At 43.2% G+C, this 18090-nt stretch carries 16 protein-coding genes and 2 riboswitches; of the genes, 12 read left to right on the forward strand and 4 right to left on the reverse strand.

The genetic code is table 11. The features are described from left to right. Positions 1-7: 7 nt before the first annotated feature. Together BLS23_RS06540 and BLS23_RS06545 are read right to left on the reverse strand one after the other, a co-directional pair. A complete protein-coding gene (locus tag BLS23_RS06540) occupies positions 8-838 on the reverse strand; it encodes a YqhG family protein (RefSeq protein ID WP_089651742.1) in 831 nt (276 codons plus the stop codon). Then, positions 835-2478, reverse strand: coding sequence for a DEAD/DEAH box helicase (locus BLS23_RS06545; RefSeq protein WP_089651743.1), 1644 nt, complete (start codon positions 2476-2478; stop codon positions 835-837). Before BLS23_RS06545 ends, BLS23_RS06540 begins: the two co-directional genes overlap by 4 nt. A gap of 167 nt (positions 2479-2645) precedes the next feature. Next, a riboswitch (glycine riboswitch) is annotated at positions 2646-2735 on the forward strand. Between the two features lie 3 nt (positions 2736-2738). Next, positions 2739-2830: riboswitch (glycine riboswitch) on the forward strand. 64 nt (positions 2831-2894) lie between these two features. On the opposite strand from BLS23_RS06545, the gene gcvT reads away from it, so the two are divergent. From gcvT to gcvPB, 3 genes are read left to right on the forward strand one after another with little or no spacing between them, the layout of a single operon-like run. Then, positions 2895-3995: a glycine cleavage system aminomethyltransferase GcvT gene (gene gcvT, locus BLS23_RS06550; protein WP_089651744.1), complete on the forward strand. Its 1101-nt coding sequence runs from the start codon at positions 2895-2897 to the stop codon at positions 3993-3995. Positions 3996-4013: 18 nt separating this feature from the next. Next, on the forward strand, positions 4014-5363 hold the full coding sequence (gcvPA, locus tag BLS23_RS06555) for an aminomethyl-transferring glycine dehydrogenase subunit GcvPA (RefSeq protein WP_089651745.1): 1350 nt from the start codon (positions 4014-4016) through the stop codon (positions 5361-5363). Beyond that, on the forward strand, positions 5356-6819 hold the full coding sequence (gene gcvPB / locus BLS23_RS06560; protein WP_089651746.1) for an aminomethyl-transferring glycine dehydrogenase subunit GcvPB: 1464 nt from the start codon (positions 5356-5358) through the stop codon (positions 6817-6819). Before gcvPA ends, gcvPB begins: the two co-directional genes overlap by 8 nt. Positions 6820-7489: 670 nt before the next feature. Here gcvPB and BLS23_RS06565 read toward each other — a convergent pair. Next, entirely contained in the window at positions 7490-7870 is a 381-nt protein-coding gene (locus BLS23_RS06565) for a rhodanese-like domain-containing protein (RefSeq protein ID WP_089651747.1), read from the reverse strand. A 371-nt stretch (positions 7871-8241) separates the two neighbouring features. Here BLS23_RS06565 and BLS23_RS06570 point away from each other — a divergent pair, with 371 nt between their 5' ends. The 3 genes from BLS23_RS06570 (at position 8242) to BLS23_RS06580 (ending at position 12675) form a co-directional block, all read left to right on the forward strand. After that, a complete protein-coding gene (locus BLS23_RS06570) occupies positions 8242-10815 on the forward strand; it encodes a vitamin B12-dependent ribonucleotide reductase (protein ID WP_089651748.1) in 2574 nt (857 codons plus the stop codon). Positions 10816-11055: 240 nt separating this feature from the next. After that, on the forward strand, positions 11056-11487 hold the full coding sequence (gene mntR / locus BLS23_RS06575; protein ID WP_089651749.1) for a transcriptional regulator MntR: 432 nt from the start codon (positions 11056-11058) through the stop codon (positions 11485-11487). A gap of 300 nt (positions 11488-11787) precedes the next feature. Further along, positions 11788-12675: a patatin-like phospholipase family protein gene (locus tag BLS23_RS06580; protein ID WP_089651750.1), complete on the forward strand. Its 888-nt coding sequence runs from the start codon at positions 11788-11790 to the stop codon at positions 12673-12675. Between the two features lie 31 nt (positions 12676-12706). Here BLS23_RS06580 and BLS23_RS06585 read toward each other — a convergent pair whose 3' ends face one another. Further along, positions 12707-13114: an SA1362 family protein gene (locus BLS23_RS06585; RefSeq protein ID WP_089651751.1), complete on the reverse strand. Its 408-nt coding sequence runs from the start codon at positions 13112-13114 to the stop codon at positions 12707-12709. A 346-nt stretch (positions 13115-13460) separates the two neighbouring features. Between BLS23_RS06585 and BLS23_RS06590 the strand changes: the two genes are divergently transcribed. The 6 genes from BLS23_RS06590 (at position 13461) to spoIIIAB (ending at position 18048) form a co-directional block, all read left to right on the forward strand. Next, positions 13461-13976, forward strand: coding sequence for a YqhR family membrane protein (locus BLS23_RS06590; protein WP_089651752.1), 516 nt, complete (start codon positions 13461-13463; stop codon positions 13974-13976). 45 nt (positions 13977-14021) lie between these two features. Then, positions 14022-14483 (forward strand): type II 3-dehydroquinate dehydratase, encoded by a 462-nt coding sequence (gene aroQ / locus BLS23_RS06595; protein ID WP_089651753.1) that lies wholly within the window; start codon positions 14022-14024, stop codon positions 14481-14483. After that, a complete protein-coding gene (locus tag BLS23_RS06600; protein ID WP_089651754.1) occupies positions 14480-15541 on the forward strand; it encodes a M24 family metallopeptidase in 1062 nt (353 codons plus the stop codon). Before aroQ ends, BLS23_RS06600 begins: the two co-directional genes overlap by 4 nt. Positions 15542-15559: 18 nt before the next feature. Beyond that, the gene (efp, locus tag BLS23_RS06605) at positions 15560-16117 is read left to right on the forward strand and encodes an elongation factor P (RefSeq protein WP_089651755.1); all 558 of its coding nucleotides are present in this window, start codon (positions 15560-15562) and stop codon (positions 16115-16117) included. A 499-nt stretch (positions 16118-16616) separates the two neighbouring features. Beyond that, positions 16617-17594 carry a stage III sporulation protein AA gene (gene spoIIIAA, locus BLS23_RS06615; protein WP_089651757.1) on the forward strand — a complete coding sequence of 326 codons (978 nt, stop codon included), beginning with the start codon at positions 16617-16619 and terminating at the stop codon, positions 17592-17594. Further along, the gene (spoIIIAB, locus tag BLS23_RS06620; RefSeq protein WP_089651758.1) at positions 17539-18048 is read left to right on the forward strand and encodes a stage III sporulation protein SpoIIIAB; all 510 of its coding nucleotides are present in this window, start codon (positions 17539-17541) and stop codon (positions 18046-18048) included. The genes spoIIIAA and spoIIIAB overlap by 56 nt, the downstream gene beginning before the upstream one ends. Positions 18049-18090: the final 42 nt, after the last annotated feature.

Raw genomic sequence — 18090 nt, forward strand, 5'->3', positions numbered from 1 at the left:
ATGGATTCTATTCTCTTACAGTGCCTGCTCCTTCGTTCTGCATCCAAGTCTTACTGGTTTCCTGTGAAATATAAAATAATCCCCCGTTGATGACTTCCATTTCAATGTAAGGCTTGTACCGATTGTCGAGCTGCTCACGTTCTTTTGTGAAAGAGTCCAAACCGATGTCTTCAGACTCATAAAAGGATTCAAGCAAGTGGGTTTCTTTTTCAAGATGATGCAGAGAATCCTTCGCCCATTGGTGATCGAGAGATCCAACATATGTTTCAATATGGCGTTCCATGCGTTTATAAGCATGGGATAAAGAGATCACAGGCCTCATAGGAAACGTGTAGTCCGAAACGGTTGTTTCAAAATTCATGTTAATAATCTTGTCCATCATTCCAAGCATCATCGTGCCGTGAATTAAGTTGATTCCTATGGAAACGGGTTCGTCCCTCGTATATTTTCCTCGAAAGTGCAGAAGCCCATTAACGACAAGCCAGGGGCTCATAGCCCGGTTTTGTCCTGTTGTCTGATGTACCACTTCATAAAGTCTAGCTGTCCGTGCTTTCGAAATCGCCGTATTGTATAAGCGGTGAAGTTTAGGTGTTCCTGCATGAAGGTAAATACCACCCGCCTGCTTCTGATCTGTATCGCTGAACGTCAGCTTCATAGGGACGCCTTCTCGATTCATTTTCTTCATGTAATGCCAGTAAAAAGGTCGATTCATGATTTCCTCATCCATCTCATTTGTGAGCTGTACAGTGAAATGGGAAGGAGCATCGTTTACGATCGAACAACCATGGGATAAAAAGAACTGTTTGACGAACGTTTTGTATGGATTCGGAGCATTCAACTCGACTCTCTCCTTTCATTCACCGTATGTTCGACATAACTGACCAAATTGTTGAGTTTAATGTCTACTTCTCCTTGACTCTCCGACTGTTTGATAATGGACTGGATTTGATGCTCGAACGATCCACCTGGAATCTGCTCAAGAATATGATCCAGGTCACCGACCGCATTTTTGAACATTTCGATTTTCTCATACAGCATCTTCATGATGTGATCTTCGATTGTATCTTTGATCGCAAAATTAAAGATTTTAACATCGTGCTCCTGTCCGAAGCGGTGAATGCGCCCGATTCTTTGTTCAAGCCGCATCGGGTTCCATGGAAGATCGTAGTTGATCATGTGATGGCAGAATTGGAGGTTGATTCCTTCGCCACCGGCTTCTGTAGCGATCATCACTTGGGCTTTGTTCTTAAACAATTGTTTCATCCAGTCCCGTTTACTCTTATTGAATTTTCCGCTGAATGGAACGGACGTGATTCCGTTCTGTTGAAGATACCACTGCAAATAAAATTGGGTGGCACGGTATTCTGTAAATACAATGAATTTTTCGCCTGTTTTTTCAATGAGTTCCGTCATCCGTTTTGCTTTTACATGATGAGGAACCTGTCCGATTGCTTCAATGTACTCATCATAAACGTCTGCTTTTTCTTCCGGTGCATTTTTCTTCAATTGGTTCAAGGACATATAACAAGCTTCTCTCGATGAACATAATTCTTTAGCAAGCGTCAGCCAAGTAAAGGATGGGTGATTTGCTTTTAATTGTTCTAGTTTTTTGTACATTTCCATTTCTTCATCTGAAAACGAAAGTCGTTCATTGACAACTTTCCGCTTGGAAGAGTCAAGGCCGGTGTCTTTTCTACGGTTCCGGATCATTAAATGTCCGACAAGGGAATGGATGTGTTGGATATTATCCTTATCGGCAGCATTTTCTTTATACTTCTTTTTAAAATCGGTCAAATTTCCGAGGTAACCGGGTTTAAGAATGGATACTAAATTAAACAAATCACTCAATTTGTTTTGAATAGGTGTGGCTGTTAATAAAAGGCAATACGTCTTTTTCAAGGACTGTACGAACTGGTAATTTTTCGTTTGATGGTTCTTGAGCTTATGAGCTTCGTCAATAATGATAAGATCGTAGTCAATATCCAAAATGACTTCCCTGTGGTTTTCACGTTTAGCCATATCTATGGAAGTAACCGTCACATCCCATTCTTTCCAAGAGGCCTGTTTCTTCCTTGGGGAAGCTGCCTGGATATAGAATTTTTCATTTAATTCCTGAATCCATTGGTTTACGAGGGAAGCAGGTGTCAGAATGAGGATCTTTTTAGCTCTTCCCCTGATCATGTACTCTTTTAGAATCAGTCCTGCCTCTAAAGTCTTTCCGAGCCCTACCTCATCAGCTAGGATGGCACGTCCATTCATCTGATGGACCGCTGTTTCTGCTGCTTCAATCTGGTGTTCCATAAAATCTACATGGGGAAGGTGTTCAAGAGCAAGAAGGCCATCAAATTCTGGTACGGTTTTAAATTGAGCCGCCTGATAAGCAAGCTTAAAACCATCCCATGTAGCGAGTTTGTCAGGGTGTTCGAGATTCTCACTCAATAACCCAATAAATGACTGGTCTGGATGAATTTCGATCATATTTGTAGCCCTCCATCAATAGGAATGATAAAAGATTGTGAATTATTGTAGAATTATCATGTCTTTTGTGAAAGACGCGTGATATAATGATGCTGAAAATATACAAAACATTGTGTGAACGTTACACAATAGTATGCCCGGTAAAATCTAGAAAAATACGAAAGCGAATGACTGTAGAGGGAGAGACCACGCATGTGGCGCCGAAGGAGCAAGCAATCATTTGTGAATCTCTCAGGCAAAAAGACCTCTATAGGACGCAACTCTGGAGAGTGTTTGCATTTTGTGTGCAAACCACCCAAGAAGCAAGCGTCAGGGTTTCCTGATGTGAAACTTTCTGGTGAAACGGACAGAGACTCCCGTGCAAGCGGTGAAGTCTCTTTTTTTATGGGCGAAATCAGTGATAAGGAGTGGTTCCAATGGCAGATTTAAAACGAACACCGTTGTACTCTGAATACAAGAAACTCGGAGCAAAAACCATCGATTTTGGCGGATGGGATTTACCTGTGCAGTTCTCCAGTATCAAAGAGGAGCACCAGGCCACACGAACAGCCGCAGGGTTGTTTGATGTCTCTCACATGGCAGAAGTGATGGTGGAAGGACCGGATAGTCTTCCTTTTCTGCAAAAAATGCTGACGAACGACGTGTCTAAGCTGGAACCAGGGAAAGCGCAATACACGATTATGTGCTATGAAGACGGAGGAACGGTTGATGATTTGATCGTTTACCATCTTGATCAAGACAAATACCTCCTTGTTGTCAATGCAGCGAACCGGCAAAAGGACTATGAATGGTTAAAAGAACATCAGGAAGGCGACGTAACCGTAAAAGATGTCTCTGATGAATACGTACAGCTGGCTGTCCAGGGCCCGAAAGCGGAAGATGCGCTTCAGACCATCACGGAAACGGATCTTTCAGCCATCAAGTTTTTCCGTTTCGAACAAGGTGTGGTATTGAAGGGTGTCGATGGAGAGGCCCTTGTATCCCGCACAGGATATACGGGGGAAGACGGGTTTGAAATTTATCTGCACGCTGATTCCGGCGCCCAGTTGTGGCGAGCAATTCTTGAGGCTGGTGAACCGTTTGGCTTGAAACCTGTTGGACTCGGAGCTCGTGACACGCTGCGATTTGAAGCGAACCTTGCCCTGTATGGTCAGGAGCTTAGTAAAGAAATCACACCAATCGAAGCAGGATTGAATTTCGCCGTGAAAGTGAAAAAAGAAGCAGACTTTATTGGTAAAGAAGTTTTAAAAAGGCAAAAAGAAGAGGGGCCCGGTCGAAAACTCGTAGGGATTGAGATGATCGACAAGGGGATTCCTCGTACCCATTACGATGTCCTGGACGGAGAAGAGGTCATTGGGTTTGTTACTACAGGGACACAGTCACCGACCCTGGGGAAAAACGTTGGTCTGGCACTCATTAATAGAGAATACACGGCTGAGGGGACAGAAGTGACGGTTCAAGTCCGTAAGAGGAAATTGAAAGCGAAAGTCGTCAAAACACCTTTTTATAAAAGATAAATCAAGGGGGATGGAAGCATGGAGTTTCGTTATTTGCCCATGACAGAAACAGATAAAAAAGAAATGCTGGATGTGATCGGTGTTCAGCACTCCGATGAACTTTTCTTAGATATACCGGAAAGTATCCGTTTTAACGGTGATTTAGAAATCAAAGAACCTAAAAATGAATTTCAACTGATGAAAGAATTAACGGAACTTGCGGAAAAGAACGTCCATTTGAAATCTCATACCTCTTTTCTCGGGGCGGGTGTCTATGATCATTACATTCCTTCAATTGTAGATCATGTGATTTCAAGATCGGAATTTTACACGGCCTATACTCCTTATCAGCCTGAAATTTCACAAGGTGAGCTACAGGCAATCTTTGAATTTCAAACGATGATTTGTGAATTGACAGGGATGGATGTGGCGAACTCCTCGATGTATGATGGTGGAACGGCTTTAGCTGAAGCGGTCAACTTGTCTGCGGGACAAACGAAGAAAAAGAAAGTTCTCGTATCGAAAGCGATTCACCCTGAATCATTAGCTGTTATCCATTCCTATGTCAAAGGCCCGGGCGTCGAAGTGGTGGAGATTGATCACAAGGACGGTAGAACAGACCTTGAGCAATTAGAAAGAGAAATCGATGAGGACACGGCGAGTGTTGTGGTCCAGTACCCGAACTTTTTCGGTCAAATCGAACCACTGGAGCAGGTTAGAGCTATTGTGGATACACAGAAAAAAGCGATGATGATTACATCAAGCAACCCTCTCGCATTAGGATACTTAACGCCTCCAGGTGAATTTGGAGCCGATATCGTTGTCGGAGATGCTCAAGTGTTCGGAATACCAGCACAATATGGTGGTCCGCACTGTGGATATTTTGCGACAACGAAAAAATTGATGAGAAAAGTACCGGGGAGACTTGTAGGACAGACGGTGGATGAAGAAGGCCGCCGCGGCTTCGTGTTAACCTTGCAGGCAAGAGAACAGCATATCCGTCGTGATAAAGCCACATCAAACATTTGTTCCAATCAAGCCTTGAATGCTCTCGCTTCATCTGTAGCGATGTCTTCGCTCGGCAAACAGGGACTGAAAAAGATGTCATGGATGAACATCCAAAAAGCAGCCTATATGAAAAAGCAACTCCAAGAAAGTGGCATAGAGGTTGTTTTTGATGGGGCATTTTTCAACGAAATTGTTGTGAAATTAGACAGAGATGTGAAAGAGTTCAACCGCATGCTCCTTGATCATGGGATCATTGGAGGGTATGACCTTGGTGAGGTCGATGAAAGACTGAAGAACTGTATGTTAGTAGCCGTAACAGAAATCCGGACAAAAGAAGAGATTGATACGTTTGTCAAGGAAGTGGGGGATCTTCATGTCTAATCAGGACTTTCCATTGATATTTGAATTGAGCCAAGAAAGTCGTACGGGCTATAGCTTACCAGAGTTTGATGTACCGGAAACAGAGGTCGATGACATGATCGGAGAAGCCTATGTCAGAAAAAGTGAACCAGACCTGCCGGAAGTAAGTGAGCTTCAAATTATGCGCCACTACACCGCCCTTTCCAAAAGGAATCATGGCGTGGATTCAGGCTTTTACCCTCTTGGATCTTGCACAATGAAATATAATCCGAAAATGAATGAAGATGTAGCGAGGCTGACTGGGTTCAGTCATATTCATCCTTACCAGCCGGTGGAAAGTGTCCAAGGGGCTCTACATTTAATGTATGATTTGCAAGAGTCTCTGGCAGCCATCACTGGAATGGATACCGTAACTTTACAGCCAGCTGCTGGTGCTCACGGGGAATGGACGGGATTAATGATGATCCGTGCTTATCATGAAGCAAGAGGAGAGACGAACCGGACGAAAGTCATTGTACCGGACTCTGCTCACGGTACGAACCCTGCCTCAGCTACAGTCGCAGGTTTTGAAGCTGTAACGGTCAAATCGGATGAGAGAGGTCTTGTAGACCTACAAGATTTGAAACGGGTGGTCGATGAGCAAACGGCAGCCTTAATGCTCACCAACCCGAATACTCTCGGCTTGTTTGAAGAGGATATTGAAGAAATGGCAGCGATTGTGCATGAAGCTGGTGGTAAGCTTTATTATGATGGAGCGAACCTTAACGCAATTCTTGGCTATGCACGACCAGGAGATATGGGCTTTGATGTTGTTCACTTGAACCTTCATAAGACATTCACAGGTCCTCACGGAGGCGGAGGCCCGGGTTCCGGTCCTGTCGGCGTAACCGCAGAATTCGCTGAATACTTACCAGCACCGATTTTGACGAAGGAAAATGATCTGTATGTGTTTGATTATGACCGCCCACAATCCATTGGGAGAGTGAAGCCTTACTATGGGAACTTCGGAATTAACGTCCGTGCCTATACGTACATCCGGACGATGGGACCAGAAGGCTTGAAAAAAGTGAGCGAATACGCCGTTATCAATGCGAATTACATGATGCGACGTCTTCAAGAGGAATTTAATCTTCCATTCGACCGTCATTGTAAACACGAATTCATTTTGTCAGGAAAACGTCAGAAAAAACTTGGGGTCCGCACGTTGGATATGGCGAAGCGTCTCCTTGACTTCGGCTATCATCCGCCGACCATTTATTTCCCGATCAATGTGGAAGAGGCACTCATGATCGAGCCGACTGAAACGGAATCAAAAGAAACGCTGGACGACTTTATTGATCGTATGATTCAAATCGCACAAGAAGCGAAGAATGACCCTGAAATAGTCCAGGAGGCTCCTCATACAACGATTGTGAGTCGTATGGATGAAACGTTAGCAGCGCGTAAACCTGTTTTAAGATATCAAAAAGAGCAATAACAAAAACCCGGAGTCCATCTACATATGGACTCCGGGTTTTATCTCTTAAACAATATGGCAGGATTGTGCAAGAATTGATTTCGAGACTTTTGTGGGAGTTTAGGGGCTCCGGGAAAAGGTTCGCTTTCCGTGGGCGAGTGATGATCCTCCTCGAGCTAACGCTCTGCGGGGTCTCATCTACCACGCACTTCCCACAGGAGTCTCACCGTTTCCCTCCGCCCTTTGCCATATGAGGTTCTCGAAATCCCTCTAACAGTAACCTGCCGAGTTCGGTAATAAGTCCTGATCAATTACTCCTTAGTAGTCATTTTAACCATCGATACTATACGAATAAGGTAAGGGAACAGGGTCTGGGAAACGTCCGCATGTAAAGCGAATGGAGACATGAACGTGTGTGTTTTTGTACAAATTGATTCAAAACACCTCAAATCGTCGTTTCCCTGACCCCGTATCCATGTCAAGGGATTCAACATTCATTATTTCAACCAGACAAGGCTTTCTTAAGGGCTACTCGGAAGGTGCTCCTTGCACTCCCGCGGAAAGCGAGTCATCCCCCGACGCCCCGAACCGGTTACACAAGAGTCTCGAAACTGAGTCTTCCACAATCGGAAGCGATAGTGGAATGGGAAGAAAAAATAAAATCCCGGTTCTTAGGGAACCGGGAGGGTGATTATTTTTTCGCTTTGATTTTACCATTCCACTTTTTGAATCCACCTTCAAGCATATTGAGGTCTTCATATCCTTGTTTGTGGAGCATCATTGCGGCACGTGCAGAACGGGCACCGCTTTGGCAGTATAGATAAACAGGTTTGTCTTTACGAATTTCAATAAGGCGGTTTTTCATTTGAGATAAAGGAATATTTCTTGCTCCCAAGATGTGGCCGCCATCAAATTCCTTCGGTTCACGAACATCAATCAACTGGGCTTTTCTGTAGCCTTCGCGGAACTTGTCTTCTGGTAATGTGGTCATGATTTTTCTTGCTTTGAAGAATCTATACAAACCGAAAGCGATAACCAATAGAATCGCTGCGATTAAGATCCATAAATCCATCTTTCCATCCCCCTCATTTCTCTATTCCTCTATCTATTATAGGAGGGAATGAGGAGTATTTCAAAAAAATTTTTACGAAACTTGAGTGAAAGTGTTATTTTGTCGAGGATTATAGATGATAGGTGGATGCAAATGATGAAAAAGCTGAAAGAAACAACAGAGAGCTGGTTTTTCTTTTAATCTCTGGTTCATACGTTTAATATCTCAAGATTTTTTGATTGACAAGTTTCTACATATTCGTTCAACAGCACAATATATGGTGACTGAAAATTACCACAACACAATATATTGATTATCTTTTTGTAGATGTGGTATGTTACTTATATCAAATGAAAATTACTTAGTTTTTAGTTTAAAGGGAGAGATGCAAAATGCAGACGACCACCTCCATAGATGTACACACGAAAATTGATGTGGAGCGCCTTAATGCTGATATCAGGCAATTTCCACAGGTCCATGAGATAACTGAATCCATGACGATTACGCACAAAGGTGTTTCAAGACTAGTGATGCTTGATAGGTATGCGTTTAAAGATACAGAAAAGTTAACTCTTGCAGAGGGAGATTTCGTTGTTCTTACAGTTAAGGACGATCCGAAGTTTCCTGCTCGGGGATTTGGGTTTATTCATTCCATTGATTGGCAGTCCCACCAGGCGATTGTGAGAGTGGAAGATGAATTTGTAAATGTTCTCGAACATGAAGAAGAACGAAAGACAGGATTAATCAAACGAAATCTTGATACAATCGATAAACCTCTGGAAGTCTTTTACGAACAGATTGCACTTCGTAATGCGTCCGGGCTCTCAGAAGTAGAAACAGATCCAGAAAAGAAACAACAAAGCTTTAACGATTTTTATGAAGAATTATCAGGGTTGAATTTCATTCCAGCTGGACGTGTTTTGTACGGCGCAGGTTCACAAACCGACGTAACGTATTTTAATTGTTATGTGATGCCATACATTCAAGACTCCCGTGAAGGAATATCGGATCACCGTAAGCAAGTGATGGAGATCATGTCCCGTGGAGGTGGAGTTGGAACAAACGGCTCGACGCTACGTCCTCGGAACACGCTGGCTAGAGGAGTGAATGGTAAATCTTCAGGTTCGGTTTCCTGGCTCGATGATATTGCGAAGCTTACACACCTTGTGGAACAAGGCGGTTCAAGACGCGGGGCGCAAATGATCATGTTAGCTGACTGGCATCCCGACATCCTGGAGTTTATTATTTCTAAGATGCAAAATACAAGAATTCTCCGTTTCCTCATTGAGAATACCGAGGATGAGTCGATCAAGCAGTTGGCTAAAGATAAATTGAAGTTTACGCCTCTCACGGAAACAGAGAAAGACTTGTACCAGAGTGTGGTCAATTATAAGCACATTCAAGGACAAGGAGGATTTACGGACCAGAGCATTCAAGAAGCTGAAGAGAAGCTTCATTTGGGTGGAAATTATACTGTTCATAATTCTGAATTCCTGACAGGAGCCAACATCTCTGTTTGTATCACCAATGAGTTCATGGAAGCAGTGGAAAATGACGCGGATTATGACCTTCGCTTCCCGGATGTTGAAAATTATACAGCGGAAGAAATGGAAATCTATAATGAAGAATGGCATCAAAGTGGTGATGTTCGTGAATGGGAAGCGCGCGGATTCGGTGTGCGCACGTATCGTAAAGTAAAAGCGAGCGAACTATGGAACCTCATCAATATTTGCGCTACGTATTCGGCTGAGCCGGGTATATTCTTTATTGATAATGCCAATGAGAAGACAAATGCAACTGCATATGGACAGAAGGTAGTCGCTACGAATCCTTGCGGGGAACAGCCGCTTGCCCCTTATTCTGTTTGTAATCTGGCAGCGGTCAACCTGGCAAATGTTGCAGATAAAGAGCGTAAGCAGGTCGACTTTGAAAAGCTTAAGAAAACGGTTCGTCGTGGTGTCCGAATGCAGGATAATGTAATTGATGCAACCCCTTATTTCCTGGAAGAAAATAAAGTACAGGCCTTGGGAGAACGAAGAATTGGACTTGGTGTTATGGGGCTGCATGACTTGTTGATTTATTGTGAAACCACTTATGGATCAGAAGAAGGAAATCAACTGGTCGATGAAATCTTTGAAGCCATCGCGACCACGGCCTATCGTGAATCCATTGAACTTGCGAAAGAAAAAGGAAGCTTTCCGTTCTTAACAGGAAAAACGGATGCAGAGACGAAAGAGCTGCGCGAACGTTTTATTCAAACCGGTTATATGAAGGAAATGCCAGAAGATATACGCCAAGATGTGCTTGCGTATGGAATTAGAAACTCCCATCTCTTAACCGTTGCACCTACAGGAAGTACAGGCACAATGGTTGGCGTAAGTACAGGACTAGAGCCTTACTTTTCATTCTCCTATTACCGAAGCGGTCGGTTGGGTAAATTTATCGAGGTGAAAGCAGATATTCTTCAGGAATATTTGGATGCTCATCCGGAACAAGATCCAAATGAGCTCCCAGATTGGTTCATCACTGCAATGACAATGAGTCCGGAAGCCCATGCGGATACACAATGCATCATACAGCGCTGGGTGGATAGCAGTATATCTAAGACTGTCAACGCTCCGAAAGGGTACACAGTCGAAGAAGTGGAAAGAGTATACCAACGACTATATCGTGGAGGTGCCAAAGGTGGTACGGTGTATGTCGATGGAAGTAGAGATAGTCAAGTATTATCTTTGAAAGCAGAAGAAAATGACTTCGAGGGAGAACAGACGGAACTGTTCGAAGATGAAGACAAAAAACCACACGTTGTTCTTATGGATACTGTTCATGAACTCGACAAGACTAATGTGACGATCGGATCTGAAGTAGGAGATACGTGTCCAGTTTGTCGCCAGGGAACGGTTGAAGATATTGGTGGTTGTAATACTTGTACGAATTGTAACGCCCAACTGAAGTGTGGGTTGTAAAGAAAACAACCGGCCGTTTTTAACGGCCGGTTAATTTTTTTCCATATGCTTCATCAACTCTTGCTCTATCCATAAGTTTGTTCGGGTTCGGAAAATGGAGACAAAAAACACATGAGCACAGGCCTTGCTTGTCACCGTTAGGAATCTGGTGTATCATTTTGATGTGGAAACATATGCTATAAAAACCGTCCTTCATACAGTTCAGGGCGTGTACATAAGACAGGGTATTGGGGGTTCAACATGCCGACACCTAGCATGGAAGATTATATTGAACAAATATATATTTTGATTGAAGATAAAGGATATGCACGAGTTTCTGATATTGCTGAAAATCTACAGGTGCATCCATCATCCGTTACGAAGATGGTTCAAAAACTTGATCGAGACCAATACTTGAACTATGAAAAATACCGAGGATTGATTTTAACACCAAAAGGAAAAAAAGTCGGAAAGCGTCTCGTTTACCGTCACGAGTTACTGGAGCAGTTTTTAGAGATTATCGGGGTCGACCAGGAGAACATTTACGAGGACGTTGAAGGAATTGAACACCACATGAGTTGGAATTCCATCGACCGCATCGGTGATCTCGTTCAATATTTTGATGAGAAACCAGACCGTGTAGATTCGTTAAGAGAAGTACAAAAAAAGAATGAAGAACAGAATGATGAGTAGAAAAAACGCATGGAATTCCATGCGTTTTTTTGCTGATGAACTTCTTTACCCATAGGATAGGTCAGTCATCTTTTAGGATTAATTGCGAAATGTTTATGGTTCTTGAGGTACGTGTAGCGGGGATCGCTTGCTTTTCGGCAACCATTCCCCACTCGAAAGCCTCGAAACTGAAAAGGAGCTACTAAGTGTCAGAGAAAGACAGGGTTTAACAGCATAAATATCCTTCCATTTGGATTCGTTTGCTTTCGTTCTAATTTGCCAAACCCGGGTTTATAATGTAGTAAAGTGGGGTGAAGCAGGATGAAAGTGGACGGAGTTTTTTCCGGCGGCGGTGTGAAAGCCCTTGCTTTCATTGGTGCTCTTGAAGAACTAGAAGAGCAAGGTTACACATTCAAACGAATGGCTGGAACATCCGCTGGTGCCATTTTAGCGAGTTTGACAGCGGCCGGCTACACAGCTAAAGAACTGAAGGAAAGACTCAATAATCTTTCGTTTCTTAGCTTAGTAGACGTTCCATTGACGGATCGCCTATTTCCATTTATGAAATGGCTTCTTTTGTATTACCGAATGGGGCTGTATAAAGGGAATCAGTTGGAAAATGTGCTGGAGGAGTGGCTTAATGAAAAAGGTGTTCGAACTTTTGCGGACTTACCGCCTGGGTCATTAAAGGTGATCTGTTCTGATTTGACGCTAGGTCGAATTGTCGTCATCCCTGATGATCTAAAGAAAGTTTACGGCATTGATCCAGCTACTTTCTCTGTAGCAAAAGCAGTAAGGATGAGCTCAGGACTCCCGTACTTTTTCATTCCAGTAAAAATCCATGGGAAACGCGGAAGGTCTATTATTGTAGATGGTGGCGTATTGAGCAATTTCCCTCTGTGGATTTGGGAAAAGCAGGACGGATGCCGTACCAGGCCTGTAATTGGAATGAAGTTAAGTGATGAACCAGATAAACTACCTGAACAGAAGATCAAAAATGCGATTCAAATGTTCCACGCACTTTTTAAAACGATGCAGCAAGCTCATGATGCAAGGTACATTTCCAAGGCTTTGAGTAAGGATATAATCTTCATTCCGGTCAGTGGAGTGGAAACGACGGATTTTGATATGAGTAAAGAAGAAAAAGAGACTTTGATGGAATTAGGTCGTGAACATGCAAGCAAATTTTTACGAAGGTGGAGCAGATGATACGAAAATATGAAATAAAAAAATCGAGCCATTAAAAGGTGGCTCGATTTTTTCCTTTGCTCTTATTTCCTTCAATAACACGAAGCTGTGGCGCATTCGAACGTTTTCGGTTTTTTCTACCTAACGAAGAGGCCTTGGTCTGTGCTTTGGCTACAGGACTTTTTTTAATTGCAGGAGTTGGTTGCTTGTATTTCTGTTTGGATTGCTTCACCGCTTGCTTGTATTTTTTCATTTCATTTCGGTTTCCACCTGCTGCTCCTCCAAAACCGCGTTTGCGGAGGAAGAAGAAGTAGATGGCTCCATAAATGAGAGCGGCGATTCCGATCATCATGACGATCGAAGTGAGAAAGCCAGTCGTGTTCGTAAACAGCTGAATGCCAACAAAGAAGATGGCTAAACCGATCAATGTGTAAATGATAGGAGTCATCCAATTACGCATGATATTTTCCTCCCTTCTAGTAGTGGTCGACTATGAATATCTGGTTATTGAACTATACCCTTATTTCAACACTATTCATCATCAGATGCGGTGGATTGTAGGCTGTTATGTGCTATTTAAGATTGTTTCCTTTATAGAATAAAATATGCAGGCCCATCATTATTTTTGAATGGTGAAAGAGTACGTTTTAGTAAACTCTTTCCTTCAAAAGGGCTTTTTAAACAATAGAATAATAAAATTGGTTGGACTTTTATTTTACCTCAAATCTTTATGAATCACTAGCCCAACAATTGAAAAGAGCATGAAAAAATTGGGGTTGGTTAAAATGAGAATAGAGGTGATGAAGATGGCTGAAAAACAAAAGGACCAAAGACAACAAGAGCCACAGCAAAGTGTCATAGCAAAAGCATTAGTCACAGGTTTTACTGCCGGGATTTTATGGAGTGGTTTAGGGGCATTCGCTTATTATTTCAATTTCACAGAGGTGTCTCCTGCATCCTTCATTTTCCGTTCTTTCTGGCAGACGGATTGGACCGGAACATGGCTTGCTGAAGTGTTAGCTGTGCTCATTGTCGGTATTTTATCGTTGGGAACGGCTCTCATTTACTACCTTCTCTTGAAAAAAAGGAATGGCATGTGGCCAGGGGCCTTTTATGGAATAGGGCTATGGGCAATCGTTTATTTTCTATTGACCCCGATTTTTCCGGCAATTCCAACCTTTATGGAATTGAATAGTGATACATGGGTTACAACAGGCTGTTTATTTATTTTATACGGGGTTTTTATCGGGTATTCCATTTCCTATGAATACAGAGAGTTCAATGAGACAGTGAATTCTTATTCAAATCAAGGGAGAGTATGATAAACTTAAAGTGTATGACAATTTTGGAAATGGTGGGATTGGTGAATGGGGAAGAAGCGGCTGTTTTTAATCAATGGGCCGAATTTGAATATGTTAGGCAAGAGGGAGCCGGATACGTACGGAAAAAAGTCTCTTGATGATGTTGTGACATTGGTGGAGCAAGCGGCCGCCGATTTTGGGTACGAAGTCACATCTTTTCAATCCAATCATGAGGGAGATCTCGTAGACTGGATTCAGCGGGCTGAAGAAGAAGCTGAGGGTATCATCATTAACCCCGCAGCTTATACACACACGAGCATCGCTTTACGGGATGCCATCAGTGCAATCTCAAAACCTGTGGTAGAGATCCATATTTCAAATGTCCATGAACGGGAATCTTTCCGCCACAACTCGATGTTAGCGCCGGTATGCTCAGGACAAGTGGTCGGATTTGGAATCGATGGCTACCGATTAGCAGCTTTGGGGATGATCCAAAAGATAGAAAGTGAAGGGAGAAATCATTCGTGAGTAAACTTTCAAATTTAAGAAAAGCAATTGCTTCAAATGAATTAGACGGTCTCTTAATTATGAGTCCGAAAAACAGAAGGTATATATCAGGTTTTACCGGTTCTTCCGGAGCTCTTTTAGTGACGAGGGATGACGCTGTTTTAATTACAGATTTCCGTTATACAGAACAAGCGGCAGAGCAAGCGAAAGAGTTTGAAATCCTTGAACATAAAACGCCTATGCCGAAAACGGTAGCCGAAAAAGTTAAAAAATTAGGATTGAAACGAATAGGGTTTGAAAAAGATCATGTCACCTACACCCTTTTTGAACAATATGACGAAGCTTTAGAAGCAGAACTTGTCCCTACCTCAGGCCTTGTGGAAAAATTACGCTTGATTAAGACGGATGAGGAGATTAGTATATTAAAGGATGCCGTTAAGATTGCTGATGATGCTTTCGAACATATTCTTGGTTACATAAAGCCTGGTGTGAAGGAGATTGATGTATCGAATGAACTTGAGTTCTTCATGCGTAAACAAGGGGCAACCTCTTCAAGTTTTGATATTATCGTTGCATCAGGATACCGTTCAGCTCTGCCTCACGGGGTGGCCTCTGATAAGGAAATCCAATCCGGAGAGCTTGTGACGCTCGATTTTGGTGCCCTTTACAAAGGGTATTGTTCTGATATTACAAGAACTGTAGCTGTAGGCGAAATCAATGATCAATTAAAGGAAATCTATGATACCGTTTTACAAGCCCAGTTAAAAGGTATGGAAGGAATAAAAGAAGGCATCACCGGCAAGGAAGCGGATGCGCTGACACGTGATTATATTAAAGAAAAAGGGTATGGCGAGTATTTCGGTCACTCGACAGGTCATGGTATTGGTCTGGATGTCCATGAAGGTCCTGGACTTTCCTTCCGTTCTGATGTCACGCTTGAAGAAGGTATGGTCGTGACCGTAGAACCGGGCATTTATGTTCCGAATGTCGGCGGCTGCCGAATTGAAGATGATACAATCGTTACGAAAACAGGGAATGAACGATTGAGCAAGTCTACCAAAGAATTAATCACGTTGTAATTAAAAGGAGGAAGTCAAATGATTTCAGTAAACGATTTTCGTACAGGTCTGACGATTGAAGTAGAAGGTGATATCTGGCAAGTGATGGATTTCCAACACGTAAAGCCAGGGAAAGGCGCGGCTTTTGTTCGTTCGAAACTCCGCAACCTTCGCAATGGCAATATCCAGGAAAAAACGTTCCGTGGCGGTGAAAAAGTAGAGCGTGCTCACATTGAAAACCGTAAAATGCAATACCTATATGCTAATGGCGATATGCATGCATTCATGGATATGGAGACATATGAGCAAGTGGAAATCCCTACAGCTACCATCCAGGAGCAGCTAAACTATTTGAAAGAGAACATGGAAGTTCAAATCCAGTCCTATGAAAGTGAAACCATCGGTGTCGAATTACCGAAGAACGTTGAGCTTGAAGTTACAGAAACAGAACCTGGAATTAAAGGCGATACAGCAAGCGGAGGTACAAAACCTGCAACGCTTGAAACTGGCCTTACTGTTCAAGTGCCATTCTTCATCAATGAAGGTGAAGTATTGGTCATCAGTACAACAGATGGCAAATATGTATCCCGTGCATAATCTTAATCTTCAAAAGAACTTGTCCAAACAGGGCAGGTTCTTTTTTTGTGTTAAATATCCAGAAACCCCAAAGCGAATAACTCCTCTTCCATATAAGCTCCCTTTTATTGAAGACTCAGTTACGAGAGTAAAGGGGGTCGTTTCTCACATACATCGAATGGGGTGGTTGGGAAGCTGCGAGACTCCTGTGGGAGAAGGAGATGGCGAGATCATGCAGGACGTAGTCCGAGGAAGCTCGGCACTCCCCCACAGGAAAGCGAGTGGCTTCCTAGCCACCCCTGACGCTCAACGCAGCAACGAACCCCTAAACATCTCGAAATCAAGTCTTCCACAATCCTGCCATATAGCTTAATAAGGGTATGGCAAGTAGTTTCTATCAATCGCTCTATCACTCCTCTAGTTCCTCTCTCGAAATCTTCTAGTTTTATACCATTTCACAGTCATAAGCCCGTAAGAAGCACATACATATGAAGTAAACCTAATAAAGGAGTAGGAGAGGATGAAGGAGATTTTACGTTTGTTCCCGCCCTCTATCCAACATCTCTTAAAAAGTGAGGTCCAGTGGAAGAGTGTGCAGGAGATCCGTTTAAGGATTGGTCGTCCGATAGAGATTATTGAAAATAATCGTCATGATTCTATTGATACGGCAGTCATGACTGTTGATCACCTCTCTTTCGTCCTGAACCAGATCAGCCAGTTCTCACTCTATCGTTTCAAGGAAGAGTTGAAAGAAGGCTTTATTACGATTGAGGGTGGTCACAGGGTAGGTTTAGCAGGAAAGACGAACACCCATCAAGATCATGTAGAAACGTTAAAGCACATATCCTTTATGAACATCAGGGTGGCAAGAGCTACTTCCGGAAATATTGAACCTCTCATTCCGTACCTTTATCAATCCGGGCGATGGATGAGTACGATGGTCATCGGGCCCCCGCATTCAGGGAAAACAACACTTCTTCGGGAATTGGGGCGTTACATTGGATCCAATCAAGAGGGGTATCGAGCAGCAAAGGTCGCCATTGTGGACGAGCGTTCCGAAATTGCAGCAAGCATGAGGGGGGTTCCTCAGCTGGATGTCGGGTTCCGCACAGATGTGATGGATGCTTGTCCTAAAGCAGAAGGCATGATGATGATGATCCGTTCCATGTCACCAGAAGTGTTAATTGTAGATGAAATTGGTGGACAAAAAGATGCGGAAGCTGTCCGGGAGGCGACTTATACAGGGGTAGAGGTCATTTGCAGCATTCATGGTAAAAGTTTTTCGGGTGTAAAGAAGCGTCCATCAGCAAAACAGTTGATGGAGGAGGAAGTATTTCAACGTTATGTTGTCCTGGATCGAATGTCATCTCAAAGAGAAAGAAATTGGACAGTACTTGATCAAACGGGAGAAGTACTGGGTCATGGCAAGGGGAGGGGATCGGATGCAATGGATCGGAGCCGTCATCGTATTGACCGTTACGACCTGGGCAGGGTTTGATATGGCTTCCCGTTTCAAGAAGCGCCCAGGTCATATTCGCCAATGGAAAAATGCATTACAGATGATAGAAGCAGAGATGGTCTATGGACAGTCTTCGCTTTTGGAAGTGTGTGAAAATTTATCTACACATTTACCGAAACCTATAAACCAGTTCTTTGAAGGGATCCTGAACGAAAATGGAGTCTGGGATGACTTCTATTCCTTATGGTCCAAGGAGTTAAAGAAACACTGGTCGCTGAACGCAATGTCGAAAAACGAATTTGAAATACTGATGCAGTTTGGGAGGACGCTTGGACAGCACGACCTGGAGCAGCAGCAAAAACAGATTCAACTTACCATCCATCACCTGGACCGCGAACTTCATGATGCCCTGGAAGTCGGTGATCAATATCAGAAGATGGCGAAAGGGATGGGGATATTAAGCGGGCTGCTCGTCATCATTTTAATCATTTAGCTCGTTTCGTAAGGTAATCATGGATTTTACAAAAGGGGGAAG

The sequence above is a fragment of the Halobacillus aidingensis genome (assembly GCF_900104185.1).
Classification (GTDB): domain Bacteria; phylum Bacillota; class Bacilli; order Bacillales; family Halobacillaceae; genus Halobacillus; species Halobacillus aidingensis.

Bases quoted from the DNA above. Each gene is read 5' to 3' on its own strand.
- aroQ (WP_089651753.1), top strand. From the start codon at position 14,022: ATGGGGAAGAAGCGGCTGTTTTTAATCAATGGGCCGAATTTGAATATG.
- BLS23_RS06580 (WP_089651750.1), top strand. From the start codon at position 11,788: ATGAAAGTGGACGGAGTTTTTTCCGGCGGCGGTGTGAAAGCCCTTGCT.
- spoIIIAA (WP_089651757.1), top strand. From the start codon at position 16,617: ATGAAGGAGATTTTACGTTTGTTCCCGCCCTCTATCCAACATCTCTTA.
- efp (WP_089651755.1), top strand. From the start codon at position 15,560: ATGATTTCAGTAAACGATTTTCGTACAGGTCTGACGATTGAAGTAGAA.
- BLS23_RS06570 (WP_089651748.1), top strand. From the start codon at position 8,242: ATGCAGACGACCACCTCCATAGATGTACACACGAAAATTGATGTGGAG.
- BLS23_RS06545 (WP_089651743.1), bottom strand. From the start codon at position 2,478: ATGATCGAAATTCATCCAGACCAGTCATTTATTGGGTTATTGAGTGAG.
- gcvPB (WP_089651746.1), top strand. From the start codon at position 5,356: ATGTCTAATCAGGACTTTCCATTGATATTTGAATTGAGCCAAGAAAGT.
- spoIIIAB (WP_089651758.1), top strand. From the start codon at position 17,539: ATGCAATGGATCGGAGCCGTCATCGTATTGACCGTTACGACCTGGGCA.
- BLS23_RS06585 (WP_089651751.1), bottom strand. From the start codon at position 13,114: ATGCGTAATTGGATGACTCCTATCATTTACACATTGATCGGTTTAGCC.
- BLS23_RS06590 (WP_089651752.1), top strand. From the start codon at position 13,461: ATGGCTGAAAAACAAAAGGACCAAAGACAACAAGAGCCACAGCAAAGT.
- gcvT (WP_089651744.1), top strand. From the start codon at position 2,895: ATGGCAGATTTAAAACGAACACCGTTGTACTCTGAATACAAGAAACTC.
- mntR (WP_089651749.1), top strand. From the start codon at position 11,056: ATGCCGACACCTAGCATGGAAGATTATATTGAACAAATATATATTTTG.
- BLS23_RS06565 (WP_089651747.1), bottom strand. From the start codon at position 7,870: ATGGATTTATGGATCTTAATCGCAGCGATTCTATTGGTTATCGCTTTC.
- gcvPA (WP_089651745.1), top strand. From the start codon at position 4,014: ATGGAGTTTCGTTATTTGCCCATGACAGAAACAGATAAAAAAGAAATG.